Raw genomic sequence first — 14,520 nt, 5'->3', positions numbered from 1 at the left:
CGCGAAACGCCGTTTTGGGCATGTTCGATGCCGCAGAGGCAGCGAGACGACGAGAGGAGCCCGTGATGGGCATTCAGTTCCGCAAGCGTCAGAAGTACGGCCCGCTGGTGCTCAACTTCACCGAGAACGGCTACTCCTCCTGGAGCATCAAGATCGGGCGCTGGTCCTGGAACTCGAAGTCCCGCGCCCACCGCGTGGACCTGCCGGGGCCGCTCTCCTGGAAGCAGGACAAGTCCCGGGCGTGACGTCCCGAGGTCGAGCGGGGTGCCGGTGGTTCACCGGCACCCCGCCCGGCGTACGGGCCCCGGATCGGGCGTTCCGGCCGATCCGGGCCAGGTCGCGGCGCAGAATCGCGGCATGGCGGACGGGTCGTACCGGCGGGAGCGGTGGCGGGCGCTGGTGGCCTGCGTGCTGCTGTTCCTCGCGTACTTCCTGGTGCCGGTGGAGCCCGACCCGAACGGGCTGCGGCTGACCCTGCGGTCGGCGGGCACCCTGCTCCTCGTCATCGCCGTCGCGCTACTGGTCACCGGCCAGGTACGCCGGCAGCTCACCGCGCCGGCCGGCGGCGTCGAGATCCGCTCGCTGATCAACCTCGTCGTCGCCCTGGTCGCCGGGCTGCTGGTCTTCGCGCTCGCCGACTACGTGGTGGCGGACAGCCAACCCGGCCAGTTCGTCGGCCTGGACACCCGGGTCGACGCGTTCTACTTCGCGCTCACCACGCTCACCACCGTCGGCTACGGCGACGTGCACGCCCAGGGGCAGATCGCCCGGATCCTGGTCTGCGTGCAGATGGGGTTCAGCATCGGCGTGATCGCCACCGGGGCGTCCATCGTGGTCAAACAGTTGACCCAGCGTCCGCGGCGGCGCTGACCAGCACCTCACCGCCGAGCCGGCCGTGCTCCGGGTCGCGGGTCACCGCGCCCGAGGCGAGCAGCGAGGTCAGCGCCCGGTTCGCGTCGGCGGCCCGGTAGACCGTCGAGGTCACCGTGAAGCGGCGCAGCTCGGTCACCGTACGCGGGCCGGAGCGGGCCAGCTCGGCCAGCAGCTCGCGGCGCAGCGGGCCGGGCTCCGGTTCGAGGGTGATGTCCAGCAGCCGCCCGGCCGGGTCGGCCGGGTCGCGGTAGCGCACCCCGGCGTACTCGTCGACGGCCCAGAGCGCGTCCTTCACCGCCTCCAGGCCCCGGTCGGAGCCGGTCGCGTAGGCGAGTCGCCGGGCCGGGCCGCCGTCGGCGGGCACGAGATCGACCTCGGTGACCAGCGGGAAGCCGGCCGCCGTCAGCGCCGGACGCGGCGACCGGCCGACGTCGGTGACCAGCAGCAGTTCGGCCGGGCGGCCGGCGGCCGCGGCGGCCAGCAGGGCCGGCGTCGGCTCGGCCCCGTCGACCACGGTGAGCAGCGGCGCACCGGCCGCGCCGGCGGCCTTCAGCGCCACCGGCAGCCGGTCCGGGTGCCCCGGCACCACGTGCACCGCGACGTCCGTGGGCAGGGTCGCCTCCACCGGGCCGAGCCGGCCCGGCAGGTCGGGGTCGTCGGCGAGCACCAGCACGGTCAGCCGCCGGCCGCGCAGCCGGTCGGCGAACTCGGCCACCACCCCCAGCGCCGCGTCCGCGCCGCCGGCGTCGCCGCCCGCGTACGCGAGGGCGAGGGTGGCCCGCCGGGAGCGGTGCAGCGCTCCCGGGAGCCAGTGGTCGAGCTGCCGGACGAGCAGCTCGCGCAGGACCGCGTCGGTGGACATCCTGCCGTTGTACCGCACGGCCGGTCAGGCCGGAACGGAGATCCCCACCCCGCCGCGGGTCTGGCCGCCGTAGCGCCGCCGCTCCTTGTCGATGTCGAGCCGGCCGATCCGCTTGCGGGCGGCGAGGGCGTCGTCGTCGAGCAGGTCGGCCGGGATGATCCAGACGATCTCGAACTCCAGCCCGTCCGGGTCCTGCCCGTAGAGGCTCTTGGTGGTGCCGTGGTCGGAGGTGCCGACCAGGGCGCCGGCGGCGGCCAGCCGCTCGGCGGTGGCGGCCAGCTCGTCCAGGGTGTCCAGCTCCCAGGCCAGGTGGTAGAGGCCGACGGTGGCCCGGCCGGCCTGCGAGCGGCCGGCCGCCGCGCCGATCTCGAAGAGGCCGAGGTCGTGGTCGTTGGTGGAGTCGGGCGCCTGGAGGAAGGCCGCGCCGCGGAACCCGTCCGGGGTCATCGCCACCGGACGGAAGCCCAGCACGTCGCGGTAGAAGGCGACGCTGCGCTCGAGGTTGCTGACGTAGAGGACGGCGTGGTTGAGCCGGTGGATTCCCATGGCCGCCACGGTAACGCGATTTAGTTGAGCGTTCAACCAGTACGGCTATGATGGGCATCATGACCCGGTGGCTGGACCCCGACGAGCAGCGGACCTGGCGGGCGTTCCTGACCGCCTCCCGAGCGCTGATGGACACCCTCGACCGCGAGCTGCAACGCGACGCGGGGATGCCGCACGCCTACTACGAGATCCTGGTCCGGCTCTCCGAGACCCCGGACCGGCGGCTGCGGATGAGCGACCTCGCCGAGGCCACCGGCTCCTCCCGCAGCCGGCTCTCACACGCCGTCGCCCGGCTCGAGGCGGCCGGCTGGATCCGCCGCGAGGAGTGCCCGACCGACCGGCGCGGGCAGGTCGCCGTCCTCACCGACGCCGGCTTCGCCGCCCTGGCCGCCGCCGCCCCCGGCCACGTCGAGGGCGTACGCCGGCACCTGTTCGACGCGTTGAGCCCCGCCCAGGTCGACCAGCTCCGACGGATCAGTGAGACCCTGGCCGACCACCTGACCGGTTCCTGACCGATTCGATCACCTCCGGGGGTTGTACTTACCGTCGCCGGGCGGCCACGATGGGGCGTGCCCTCCGGCTTCGGCGAACTGACTGTCCAGGCGCACCACCTGGTGTCCTCGGGCGACCTGGCCGGCGCCCAGCGACTGCTCGCCGACGCGCTGACCGACGCCGATCCCCGCCCCGCCAACGCCTCCCCGGAGCTGGCCGACGCCGCCGGGCTCCAGGCGCGCGTGCTGGTCGCGCTCGGCGAACCGCACTCCGCCCGCGGCTGGGCCGCCTTCGCGTACGCGGCGGCCACCCGGCTGTACGGCCGCGCCGACGAGCGGACGATCACCGCCGCCGCCACCCTCGCCGCGGTCCTGCATCGGGTCGGCAGTGACGCCCGGGCAGCCCGGCTCTACTCCGACGTCATCATCGAGCTGACCGCCCGCGACGGGCCCGAGTCGATGCGGGTGCTGGCCGCCCACGCCGACCTGGCCACCGTGGAGTACGCCCGGGGCCAGTGCGAGGTGGCCCGGGACCGGCTCCAGGACGCCTGGGAGCTGCACCGCGAGGTATACGGCGACGGCCACCCGAGCGGGATCAAGATGCTGGCCAAGCTCGGCGGGATGGAACGCGACTGCGGCCGCTACACCGCGCACGAGCACCTGGCGCTCGCCGAGGAGCTGTGCCGGGCGCACCTGCCCGCCGACGACCCGCTCGCCGCGCAGGTCGCCGCCCTCTCCCGGGCCGCGGCCGACCGGGACCACGTCTGCGCCGACCCGGAGCCGCCCGCCGGCGTGGCGCCCGTGGCGCCGGCCGCCCGGGAGACGCCCGTCGTGCCCGCCGCCCGGGTGCCTCCGGCCACCGAGGGGCCAGCCGAGCCACCGCCGCACCACCCGCCCGAGCAGCCGCTCTACCACCCGCCGGACCGGGCGGCGGCGGCCCCGCACCCGGCCGTGCCCACGCCACGGCTCCCGCCGGAGGCCCGCGACGAGCCGTTCGGCGACGCAAGCGCCGACGACGACTGGTGGCCGCCGGAGGAGCACCTCGACGACCTGTACCGGGCCGGGGAGAGCGCGCTGCCCCCGACGGTGGTCGGCCTCGCCGACGGCGAGGCGGACGGCGTGCACCGGGTCCCCCGGGCCGCCGAGCCGGAACCGCCGTCGAGGTACCTGCCGGTGCACGTGCCCCGGCCGCCCGAGCCCGAGCCGCGCGCCAACCGTTGGCTGCCGCTCGCCGTGGCCGGCGTGGTCGTGGTGCTGCTCGGCACCGGGGCGGTCATCGCGGGTGTGTCCCGGGTGGACGGAGGGCGCGACGCCCCGCCGCCCCCGCCGGCCACGACCGGCGCCCCGGCCAGCGATCCACCCGCCCCGACCACCGGTACGCCCCGCGCCGCGCCGCCCGCCTCCCCCGGCACCCCGCCCGGCGCCGTGCAGCTGACCGATCGGCGGGACAGCATCGCCCTACGCTGGACGTACCCACCGGGCGCGGAGGGGCCGGTGGTCATCGCCGGTGGCCGGGCCGGCGAGGGGCAGCACACCTTCGAGCAGCTCCCGGCCGGCACCGACAGCTACATCGCCTACGGCCTCAGCCGGACCACCGACTACTGCTTCACCGTCGCGCTGGTCTGGTCCACCGACCTGGTGGCCCGGGCCGAGCCGGTCTGCACCCGCCGCGGCTGACCGCTCAGCCGGCGTCCGGCTCGACCAGCGCCGGCAGCCGGACGCTCACCCGCAGGCCGGGCCCGCCGCCGGACGCGACACCCGCCCCCGCCGGTCGAGCCGTCTCCCCCACCTCCATCGCACCGGCCGGGCTTGCGGCAGCCTCCTTGGCGGCGGCACCGGGCGCGCCGGCCGGCATCGGTGCCACAGCCGCAGGTGGTCCGGCCGCTGTCTCGGCATCCGCGTCGGCGAGTTCGACGGTGCCGCCGGCCCGGCGGACCAGCTCGCGGACGATGGCCAGCCCCAGGCCCGCGCCGCCGGCGTCCCGCGCCCGGGCGTCGTCCAGCCGGGTGAACCGGTCGAAGACCCGCTCCCGGTCGGCCGCCTGGATGCCCGGCCCGTCGTCGGTCACGGTCACCAGGTGGTACGCCCCCCGGCCCGCCGCCGCGCGCTGGCCGGGAACGGCATCGGCGGGCGGGACGTCGGCGGGGTGTGGGCCGGTGACGGTCAGAGTGACCCGGGAGCGGGCGTGCCGGACGGCGTTCTCCACCAGGTTGGTGACGATCCGGCGCAGCTCGTCCGGCTCCCCCTCGGTCCAGAGTGGCGCGGTCGGCGGCACCACCTCCACCGGCGGGGACGGGTGCCGGCCGGCGACCCCGCGCAGCAGCTCGCCCAGCTCCACCGGGCCGACCGTCCGGCGCACCGGGCCGTCCCCCGGCCCCGACGCCTCGTCGAGCCGGGCCAGCAGCAGCAGGTCGTCGACGAGCCGGGCCAGCCGCTCGGTGTCGGCGAGCAGGCTCTCCGCCACCGCCGGCCAGTCCGTCCGGTCCGCGAACCGCCGGGCCACCTCCAGCTCCGTACGCATGGTGGTCAGCGGGCTGCGCAGCTCGTGCGCGGCGTCCGCGACGAACGCCCGCTGCCGGTCCCGGGCCGACTCCAGCCGGTCCAGCATGTCGTTGAGGGTGACCGCCAGCCGGTGGATCTCGTCCCGGGCCGCCGGTACGGGCAGCCGGCCCGCCGCGGCCCGCCCGGTGATCTCGGCCGCGCCGCTGCGCAACGCCTCCACCGGGCGCAGCGTCGCGCCGACCACCCGCCAGGCGACCACGGCCAACCCGGCCACCAGCAGCGGGAAGCCGACCAGCAGCAGGGTGCGGACGACGTCCAGGCTGTGCCGCACGTCCGCCATCGACTTGCCGACCACCACGGTGAGCGGCTCCCCCGGGCCGCCGGCCGGCACGGTCACCACCCGAACCGGGCCGGCGAGGCCGAGCCGCTGCCCGCCGACCACCAACCGCTGCCGGGTCCCCGGTTCGAGCTGGTCCGGTCGGAGCATCGGGGTGAGCCGGTCGGCGTCGATCGAGGCGGCGCGCACCCGGCCCTCGACGTCGACCACCTGCACCCGGAGCTGGCCGCCGGCCACCGGCAGCGGGTCGGGCAGGACGTCCTCCTCGGCGAGCAGCGCGACCGCTTCCGCCGTGCGCAGGGCCTCCGCGTCGACCGTGCGCTGCAGCGTCCAGCCGAGCGCGCCGAGCAGGAGCGCCCCACCCAGCGCCAGACCCACGGTCAGCCCGAGCACCCCGATCGCGATCAGCCGCGCCCGCAGGCCGAGGCCGGGCAGCAGCCGGCGCGGGCGGCTCATGTGGCGAGCCGGTAGCCGGCGCCGCGGACCGTCTCCAGGCGCTCCCGGCCGATCTTGCGGCGCAGATAGCCGACGTAGACCTCGACGGCGTTCGGCGCGGTCTCCAGGCTGGCGTCCCAGACGTGGTCGAGCAGCTCGGTCTTGGAGACCACCTGGCCGGGGCGGCGCATCAGGTAGTCGAGCAGCGCGTACTCCCGGGTGGTCAGGGCGACCTCGGCGTCGGCCCGGGTCACCCGGCGCCGTGCCGGGTCCAGCCGCAGGTCGCCCACCGCCAGCACGGCGGGCCGCTCCGGCGCGCCCCGGCGCAGCAGCGCCCGCAGCCGGGCCAGCAGGACCACGTACGAGAAGGGCTTGGTGAGGTAGTCGTCGGCGCCGCAGTCCAGCCCGTCGGCCTGGTCGTACTCGCCGTCCTTGGCCGACAGCATCAGCACCGGCAGCCAGTGCTCCTCGGCCCGCAGCCGGCGGACCACCTCGTACCCGGAGAGGCCGGGCAGCATCACGTCCAGGATCATCGCGTCGTAGTCGCCGTGCCGGGCGGCGTCCAGGCCGGCCGGGCCGGTGGGCGCCACGTCCACCGCGAAGCCCTCCGCCTGCAGGCCCCGCTGCAACGCCGCCGCCAGCCGCGACTCGTCCTCCACCACCAGCAACCGCACGCCCTCAAGGGTGCCACCCGGATGACACCCGTACGGGTTGTCCTCAGCACCCTCACAGCCAGCGGGGTGCAACATGGCAGGCAGGAGGTGTCCACCATGTCCGTACTGAAGAACCGCGCCGTGCTGCGCTGGCTGGTCCCGGTGACCGCGGGGGTCGCCGTGATCGGTGGCGGGGCGGCCGTCGGCACGTTCGCCGCCGACGCCGACCCGGCGCTGCCGCCCCGCACCGCGGCCCAGCTCCTGGTCGACCTGCAGACGTCCCGCCTCGACGGGCTCTCCGGCACCGTGGTGCAGCGGGCCGACCTGGGCCTGCCGGCGCTGGCCAACCTCGCCGGCCTGGCCGGCGGCAACGAGCTGACGACGCTGTTGACCGGCACGCACACCCTGCGCGTCTGGTACTCCGGCGAGGAGCGGCAGCGGGTCGCGTTGCTCGACACTCTCGGCGAGCGGGACGTGATCCGCGACGGCCGGGACCTCTGGGTCTGGGAGAGCCGGACCAACACCGCGACGCACCGCACCCTGCCGGAGGGGCGTACCGCGCCGCCCTCCCTGCCGGCCACGCCGGCCGAGGCCGCCGACCGGGCGCTCGCGGCGGTCGACCCGACCACCTCGGTCACCGTCGGCCGGTCCGCCCGGGTCGCCGGCCGCGACGCGTACGAGCTGGTGCTCACCCCGCGCGACGCGGACTCCCTGGTGCACCAGGTGCGGATCGCCCTCGACGCGAAGGAGCACGTGCCGCTGCGCTTCGAGGTGCTCGCCGACGGCGCCGACAAGCCGGCCTTCGAGGTCGCCTTCACCCAGATCGACTTCAGCCGACCGGAGGCGGACCAGTTCCGGTTCAACCCGCCGCCGGGGGTGACCGTGAAGGAGGAGCCGGCCGGCAAGGCCGCGCCGGATGGGAAGTCCGCGCCGGACGGCAAGGCCGGTCACCGGCCGGACGGCACGGACGTGCGTACCGTCGGCACGGGCTGGACCACGGTGGTGGTCGCGCGGCTCGACGAGGCCGGCCTGGCCGGCGGCGCCAAGGCCGGCCGCTCGGCGGCGGGCGGCGCGGACCAGGCGGCGGGGCTGCTCGCGGCGCTGCCGAAGGTGAGCGGCGACTGGGGCAGCGGTCGGCTGCTGACCGGAAATCTGTTCAGCGTGCTGCTCACCGACGACGGCCGGGTGCTGGCCGGGCTGGTCACCCCGGAGCGGCTCTACCAGACGGCGCGGAGCTGATCTGACGGGATCGGGGCCCGGACGGCGACGCCGTCCGGGCCCCACTGGTGGCCGCCGGTGGAAGCCCGGTCAGTCATACAGATCGGGCCGCCAGAGAGCCTCCCTGCCCCGGTCCACCTCCGGCGGCGGTCGCAGCATCGGATGATCCCGCCAGCCCCGCCGCCTGTAGTTGATGGACCGGTGCGGTCACCGACAGCGCTCGGCTTGAACGATGGCGCGTCGTGCACAGGCCGGCCGAGTCAGTGGATCGGACGGTTGCCGAGGTAAGCGGAGAGTCCGGCGAGCTTGGCGTCGGCGACGAAGACCGAGCGCGCGTTCAGGATCGCTTCCTCGACATGGTCGAGGCATCCCCACGCCGAGTCGCCCCAGGAGTCGGCGACCTTCAGCTCCGGGGCCGCGGTGCAGCGCGTGTCGCGGCCGAGCTGGCAGGCGGCGGGCCGATCGGCGTCACCGAGCGCGGCGGCGGCGGCCTGCAGTCGGGCGAGGCGAACGTCGGCGGCTGCGACCCGGACGTCGCTGGCGGCGGCGCGCACCTCGGCCTCCTCGCGCAGCCCGATCTCGGTGCGGACGGTCTGCAGCGCGGTCAGGCGCAGATCGAGGTGTTCGGCGACGAGCGCGGCGAGGCGGATCAGCAGGGAAACCTGCGTGTCGGTGGCCTCGCGCGGCTGCCGGTCGATGACGTTGACCGTGCCGAGGTGGTGACCGTCGACGGTCGTGATGGGCGCTGCCGCGTAGAAGCGCAGCCCCAGCTCGCCGCGCACCAGCGGGTGATCCAGGGTTCGCGGATCGACGGCGGCGTCGGTGACCACGTAGGGGCCGTCCTGCTCGACGACGGATGCGCAGAGGCCCGGGTCGACCCCGACCTCGGCGACGCCGTCGAGCCCGTGCGTGGCAGCGAACCACACCCGCTCCGCGTCGACGATGCTCACCGTGGCAATCGGGGTACCAAAGGTCGTCGCAGCCAGCCACGCGACGTTCGTGAAGGTGCCGTCGGTCGGGGTATCGAGAATCTCGTAGCGGCGAACAGCGGCCAAGCGAGCATCTTCACGCACTGCGGCGCGGCCCTCGGTCGAGGTCATCGTGCACCTTCCTGCCGCACTCCCGGCCTGGTCCAGCCGGGGGCGCAGATCCATCGACCCGCCGATCGCGCGTTGATCATCAAGTTCGGTCACCTCGGGCAACCACCTTCGGTCCCGGAAAGATCGTAGCCTCCGCCCGAGCCACCGGGACCGGCTGAGATGCTGCGGGATCCTCGACACGACGACGCGTGGACAGCCGTCGCGGGAGCCGACGGCGCGGAGGTGTGACGTGGGCGGGGGCGGGGGCGGCCGGGCAGGCTTGGTCCGGCGGCTCGCCGCGCGGTATCTTTCTCAGTTCAAACACAAAAAGGAACGGCCGCACAGGCCATTCCTTGTGCCGATTTTAGCCCATGAGGAGCCGGCTTGTCAACGCACTCCACCGGTGAGCTACACCAGGACGACGAGATCGGTCGTGAGCAGGAGTACGTCTCGATGCTCTACGGCCGGCTGGACGGCATGCGGGACCAGGCGGCCCGCCGGCTCGCCGAGGAACTGCGTACCACCGGCGGCACGTTGCAGGCCCGCTCCCAGCGCGACTCCGCCGTCCAGATGTACGCCGACCAGGTCGAGCAGTACTCGGCGGTGGAGACCGGCCTCTGCTTCGGTCGCCTCGACGGCGACGACGGCGCGGCCCGCTACATCGGCCGGATCGGCATCTTCGACACCGGCGGCGACTACGACCCGCTGCTGATGGACTGGCGGGCACCCGCCGCCCGGGCGTTCTACCTGGCCACCGCGGCGAACCCGCACGGCGTACGCCGGCGGCGGCACCTGCGCACCCGGGAGCGGAAGGTGACCGGGCTCAACGACGAGGTGCTCGACCTCGCCACCGCCTCCCCCACCGCGCACGAGGAGCTGACCGGTGAGGCCTCGCTGCTCGCCGCGCTCAACACCGGCCGGACCGGCCGGATGCGCGACATCGTGGAGACCATCCAGGCCGAGCAGGACACCATCATCCGGGCCGACCTGCCCGGGGTGCTGGTCGTCCAGGGCGGTCCGGGCACCGGCAAGACCGCGGTCGCGCTGCACCGGGCCGCGTACCTGCTCTACACCCACCGACAGCAGCTCGCCAGCCGGGGCGTGCTGCTGGTCGGGCCGAACGCCACCTTCCTGCGCTACATCTCCCAGGTGCTGCCGGCGCTGGCCGAGACGGGCGTGCTGCTGCGTACCCAGGCGAACCTCTTCCCCGGCGTGAGCGCCCGGCGGACCGAGCCGGCGGAGACGGCGGCGCTCAAGGGCCGGGCGGTGATGACCGAGGTGCTCGCCGCCGCCGTTCGCGACCGGCAGTGGGTGCCCGACGAGCCGCTGGAGATCGAGCTGCCGCAGCGGGAGGTCCTCACGCTCGACCCGGAGACAGTGCTGCAGGCCCGGGACCGGGCCCGCCGCTCCGGCCGTCCGCACAACCTGGCCCGGGCGCTCTTCGACATCGAGATCGTGCACGCGCTCGCCGCTCAGGTCGCCGAGCGGATCGGCGCCGACCCGCTGGGCGGGGAGAACCTGCTCTCCGAGGCCGACCTGGCCGAGATCCGCCGCGAGCTGCGCGAGGAGCCCGAGGTACGGGCCGCGCTGGACGAGCTCTGGCCGGTGCTCACCCCGCAGCGGCTGCTCGCCGACCTGTACGCCTCGCCCGACCGGATCGCCACCGCCGCGCCGATGCTCACCTCGGTGGAGCGGGCATCGCTGCACCGGGAGCCGGGCGGCTGGACCCCGGCGGACGTGCCGCTGCTCGACGAGGCGGCCGAGCTGCTGGGCGAGGACGAGCGCGCCGCGGCGGCCCGCCGGGAGCGGATCCGGTCGATGGAACGGGAGTACGCCGAGGGCGTGCTCGAGATCGCCCGCGGTTCCCGCTCCATCGACGTCGAGGACGAGGCGGACGGCGGCGAGATCCTCGGCGTCACCGACCTGATCGACGCCGACCGGCTGCTCGAGCGGCAGGAGGAGTCCGAGCGGCTGACCACCGCGCAGCGGGCCGCCGTCGACCGGAGCTGGGCGTTCGGGCACGTCATCGTCGACGAGGCGCAGGAGCTGTCACCGATGGCCTGGCGGCTGCTGATGCGCCGCTGCCCCAGCCGGTCGATGACGATCGTCGGGGATGTCGCGCAGACCGGCGCGCTCTCCGGCACCCCCTCCTGGCAGGAGGCGCTGGAGCCGTACGTGGCCCGGCGCTGGCGGCTGGAGGAGCTGACCGTCAGCTACCGCACCCCGGCCGAGATCATGGCCGTCGCCGCCGACGTGCTCGCCGAGATCGACCCCGCGCTCCGCCCGCCCCGCTCGGTCCGCGCCAGCGGGGTGCCGCCGTGGGACCGCACCGTCGACCCGGACCGGCTCGCCGCCGAACTCGTCGAGGCGGCCACCCGGGAGGCGGCCGGGCTCGCCGACGGGCGGCTCGGCGTGATCGTGCCGACCGGTCGGGTGGACGAGCTGGGTGCCGCGGTCACCGCCGCGCTGCCGGAGGCCGCGGTCGGCGAGCAGCCGGAGCTGGAGAACCGGGTGGTGGTGCTGACCGTCGGCCAGGCCAAGGGGCTGGAGTTCGACTCGGTGCTGGTGGTGGACCCGGAGCGGATCGTGGCCGAGTCGCCGCGCGGGCACAGCGACCTCTACGTCGCCCTCACCCGCGCGACCCAGCGCCTCGGCGTCCTCCGCCCCGCCTGACCGGTCCCGTCCCCTCACCACGGCGGGACGCACGGGATCGGCGATCGTGCGCGATCCATGAGCTAGTGCCGTGTCCACAAACGTTGGCCGGGAGGCCACTTGCGGCACGTGGGAAGTGCTCCGACTAGCCCGGGTTGGCTCCCTCGTCCGTGAAGTTGCCGACCTGGGCGGCGGTGCTCGACTTGTCGCTGGTGGAGCCGCCGCTCGGGGTGCTCATCCCGCCGGTGGTGGCGTCCCCGGTGGTGGTCGGGGCGACCTCGCCCGGGTGCCGCTCCGGCTGCCGCGCCACCCGCCGGGCGCTGGCCGGGCCGGCGGTGCCGCCGGTCGTCGTGATCGCCCCCTGCCCGCGGGTGGGGCCGCCGTCCCGCAGCACGGTCGGGTCGACCGGGGCGTGCGCCGGGTCATCGGGGTCCTCGTCCTGGATGACCCGCAGCACGTCGGTCTGCGGCACGGTGACCTCGTCGAGCGCGCCCTCGCCGTACACGCCGCCGGCGACCCGTTCCTCGGCCCGGCGGGCGGCATCCTGTCGCATGTCGTCCTCACGCACGTCAACCACCTCGCAGCTGTCTTGGATCGTTCTGCGTGCCCGTGGACCGGCCGGCCAAACCCCCGGACGCCGGTCGTCCCCCGGGGTTCACCCGGCCGACTTCCGCCGCTCGCCCGCCCGCCGTCCCGACTGCCCATGCTGACCCGCGGGTTGGCGGGAACCGCCCGCCCCCGAAGGGAAGACAGCGTGCGAGCCGTACGCCGTACCGCCATCGCCGCCCTCGTGGCGGCGACCGTGACCACCGGCCTCCCGGCCCCCGCCGGGGCGACCCCTCCGCCGGGCCGGACCTTCGACCTGCAGGCCCACCGCGGTGGCCTCGGACTACGGGTGGAGAGCACCCTCGCCTCGTTCGGCAACGCCCTCCAGCTCGGGGTGAGCACCCTCGAACTGGACGTCCAGATCACCGAGGACGGACAGGCCGTGGTCACCCACGACCGGAAGGTCAGCGGCGCCAAGTGCGTCGACACCGCACCAGTGACCCCGGGTGACCCGGAGTTCCCGTACGTCGGGAAGTACGTCAACACGCTCACCCTGGCCCAGGTGCGCACCCTGGACTGCGGGTCGAAGACCCTGCCCGACAAGCCCGGGCAGCTCGCCGTGCCCGGCGCCCGGATGCCGCTGCTGCGGGAGGTCTTCGCGCTGGTCAAGCGCTATAGCGCGGACGACGTGAAGCTCAACGTGGAGACCAAGGTGGAGGCCGGCGCGCCGACCGAGACCGCCCCGCGCGAACAGTTCGTGCAGGTCACCGCGCGGGAGATCCGCGACTCCGGGCTGCTGAAGCAGGTGACCGTCCAGAGCTTCGACTGGGGCTCGCTGATCCGGATGCACCAGGTCGAGCCGCTGCTGCCGCTGGTGGCGCTGACCAACTACGACTTCCTCCAGGTCGGCCGGCCCGGCGCCTCGCCGTGGCTCGGCGGGCTGGACATCGACGACTTCGACGGCGACCCGATCGCGGCGATCCGCAGCTTCGGCGCGTCCGCGTTCTCCCCGGTGCACGGCTTCCCGCAGGACGGCAAGGTGACCGACCCCGGCTACCGGCCGTACGTGACGAAGGAGATGGTGGCGCACGCACACCGCAACGGCATCAAGGTGATCCCGTGGACGGTGGACGACGTGCCGACCATGGCGAAGCTGATCGACGACGGTGTGGACGGCATCATCACCGACTACCCGGACCGGCTGCGCGGGCTGCTCACCGAGCGCGGCTACCGGCTCCCCCGGGCGTACGCGTCGCCGTTCGACATCCAGGCCCACCGGGGCGGCCGGTCCACCCGGCCGGAGAACACCCTGCCCGCGTTCGCGCACGCGCTGGAGAACCCGGCCATCTCGACGCTGGAACTCGACACCGGGGTGACCGCCGACGGGCACCTGGTGGTGCTGCACGACCGGGCGGTCAACGGCTCGCACTGCGTCGACACCGCCCCGGTGCGGCCCGGCGACCCGAATTACCCGTACGTGGGCAAGCTGGTGCACGAGCTGACCCTGGCCCAGCTGAAGACCGTCGACTGCGGGTCGAAGACGCTGCCCGAGTTCCCCGCCCAGGTGGCCGTGCCGGGCGCCCGGATCCCCACCCTCGACGAGGTCTTCGCGCTGGTGAGGGCGAGCGGCCGGGACGACGTCCGGATGAACATCGAGACGAAGATCAGCCCGCTGGTGGCGGACACCGAGCCGTACCCGAGTTTCACCCGCAAGCTGGTCGACGCGATCGAGCGGGCCGGCATCACCCGGCGCGCCACCATCCAGTCCTTCGACTGGCGCACCATCCGGTACGCCCACCGGCTGAACCCGCGCATCGACACGGTCGCCCTGGTCTGGCAGTACGGTCCGGCCGAGTGCGTCAGCCTCGCCGACGAGTGCTCGCTGCGCGCGGTCTACGACGACCCGTCGGTGCGGAGCCCGTGGACGGCCGGCCTGGACTGGTGGCAGCACCGGGACCTGGGTGAGCTGGTCCGGCGGTCGGGCGCGACCACGGTGTCGGCGAACTGGCAGGTGCACGACCCGGCGCAGGGCACGGTGGCCTCGGCCGACTGGTACCTGCGGGAGAACCCGGCATACTTCCACGGACCGGACGTCCGCACCCTCCAGCGTCGGTACGGGCTGACCGTGGTGCCGTACACCGTCGACGACGCGGCGGTGATGCAGCGGGTCATCGACCTCGGCGTGGACGGGATCATCACCGATGACCCGGATCTGCTGATCTCCGTCGCCATTCGTAACGGCCTGCGCTGAGCCGACCACAGCGGGGCCCCGGAGAGGCGGCGTCGGGCGACGGACCGGTGTTATCTCGCCGGCTCGTCGGGTAGA

At 74.7% G+C, this 14,520-nt stretch carries 13 protein-coding genes; 7 read left to right on the top strand and 6 right to left on the bottom strand.

Going from position 1 to position 14,520, the window contains the following annotated elements:
* Positions 1 to 65: 65 nt before the first annotated feature.
* Together EV384_RS13805 and EV384_RS13800 are read left to right on the top strand one after the other, a co-directional pair.
* Entirely contained in the window at positions 66 to 245 is a 180-nt protein-coding gene (locus EV384_RS13805; protein ID WP_089010394.1) for a DUF4236 domain-containing protein, read from the top strand.
* A gap of 112 nt (positions 246 to 357) precedes the next feature.
* Positions 358 to 870: a potassium channel family protein gene (locus EV384_RS13800; RefSeq protein ID WP_130333553.1), complete on the top strand. Its 513-nt coding sequence runs from the start codon at positions 358 to 360 to the stop codon at positions 868 to 870.
* Here EV384_RS13800 and EV384_RS13795 read toward each other — a convergent pair.
* Entirely contained in the window at positions 836 to 1,735 is a 900-nt protein-coding gene (locus EV384_RS13795; RefSeq protein ID WP_130333551.1) for a hypothetical protein, read from the bottom strand. The genes EV384_RS13800 and EV384_RS13795 overlap by 35 nt on opposite strands.
* A gap of 24 nt (positions 1,736 to 1,759) precedes the next feature.
* Positions 1,760 to 2,281 carry a VOC family protein gene (locus EV384_RS13790; protein ID WP_130333549.1) on the bottom strand — a complete coding sequence of 174 codons (522 nt, stop codon included), beginning with the start codon at positions 2,279 to 2,281 and terminating at the stop codon, positions 1,760 to 1,762.
* Between the two features lie 50 nt (positions 2,282 to 2,331).
* Here EV384_RS13790 and EV384_RS13785 point away from each other — a divergent pair, with 50 nt between their 5' ends.
* Together EV384_RS13785 and EV384_RS13780 are read left to right on the top strand one after the other, a co-directional pair.
* The gene (locus EV384_RS13785; protein WP_130333547.1) at positions 2,332 to 2,793 is read left to right on the top strand and encodes a MarR family winged helix-turn-helix transcriptional regulator; all 462 of its coding nucleotides are present in this window, start codon (positions 2,332 to 2,334) and stop codon (positions 2,791 to 2,793) included.
* Between the two features lie 57 nt (positions 2,794 to 2,850).
* Positions 2,851 to 4,449: a tetratricopeptide repeat protein gene (locus tag EV384_RS13780; protein ID WP_130333545.1), complete on the top strand. Its 1,599-nt coding sequence runs from the start codon at positions 2,851 to 2,853 to the stop codon at positions 4,447 to 4,449.
* 4 nt (positions 4,450 to 4,453) lie between these two features.
* On the opposite strand, the gene EV384_RS13775 is transcribed toward EV384_RS13780, so the two are convergent.
* Complete coding sequence (locus EV384_RS13775; protein ID WP_423202954.1) at positions 4,454 to 6,016, bottom strand: ATP-binding protein; 1,563 nt, start codon at positions 6,014 to 6,016, stop codon at positions 4,454 to 4,456.
* A 47-nt stretch (positions 6,017 to 6,063) separates the two neighbouring features.
* A complete protein-coding gene (locus tag EV384_RS13770) occupies positions 6,064 to 6,720 on the bottom strand; it encodes a response regulator transcription factor (RefSeq protein ID WP_130333543.1) in 657 nt (218 codons plus the stop codon).
* A gap of 96 nt (positions 6,721 to 6,816) precedes the next feature.
* Here EV384_RS13770 and EV384_RS13765 point away from each other — a divergent pair, with 96 nt between their 5' ends.
* Positions 6,817 to 7,938: a LolA family protein gene (locus EV384_RS13765; protein WP_130333541.1), complete on the top strand. Its 1,122-nt coding sequence runs from the start codon at positions 6,817 to 6,819 to the stop codon at positions 7,936 to 7,938.
* A 239-nt stretch (positions 7,939 to 8,177) separates the two neighbouring features.
* Here the strand turns inward: EV384_RS13765 and EV384_RS13760 are convergent, their stop codons facing one another.
* Positions 8,178 to 9,110 (bottom strand): GAF domain-containing protein, encoded by a 933-nt coding sequence (locus EV384_RS13760; RefSeq protein ID WP_242624040.1) that lies wholly within the window; start codon positions 9,108 to 9,110, stop codon positions 8,178 to 8,180.
* A 339-nt stretch (positions 9,111 to 9,449) separates the two neighbouring features.
* Here EV384_RS13760 and EV384_RS13755 point away from each other — a divergent pair, with 339 nt between their 5' ends.
* Positions 9,450 to 11,669: a HelD family protein gene (locus tag EV384_RS13755; protein ID WP_207232592.1), complete on the top strand. Its 2,220-nt coding sequence runs from the start codon at positions 9,450 to 9,452 to the stop codon at positions 11,667 to 11,669.
* A gap of 124 nt (positions 11,670 to 11,793) precedes the next feature.
* Here the strand turns inward: EV384_RS13755 and EV384_RS13750 are convergent, their stop codons facing one another.
* Positions 11,794 to 12,216 carry a hypothetical protein gene (locus EV384_RS13750; protein ID WP_130333537.1) on the bottom strand — a complete coding sequence of 141 codons (423 nt, stop codon included), beginning with the start codon at positions 12,214 to 12,216 and terminating at the stop codon, positions 11,794 to 11,796.
* 186 nt (positions 12,217 to 12,402) lie between these two features.
* Between EV384_RS13750 and EV384_RS35930 the strand changes: the two genes are divergently transcribed.
* Positions 12,403 to 14,445: a glycerophosphodiester phosphodiesterase family protein gene (locus EV384_RS35930; RefSeq protein WP_242624039.1), complete on the top strand. Its 2,043-nt coding sequence runs from the start codon at positions 12,403 to 12,405 to the stop codon at positions 14,443 to 14,445.
* Positions 14,446 to 14,520 lie beyond the last annotated feature (75 nt).

It is taken from the genome of Micromonospora kangleipakensis (genome assembly GCF_004217615.1).
GTDB lineage: Bacteria > Actinomycetota > Actinomycetes > Mycobacteriales > Micromonosporaceae > Micromonospora > Micromonospora kangleipakensis.
This window is presented reverse-complemented; position numbering and strand designations above follow the sequence as displayed.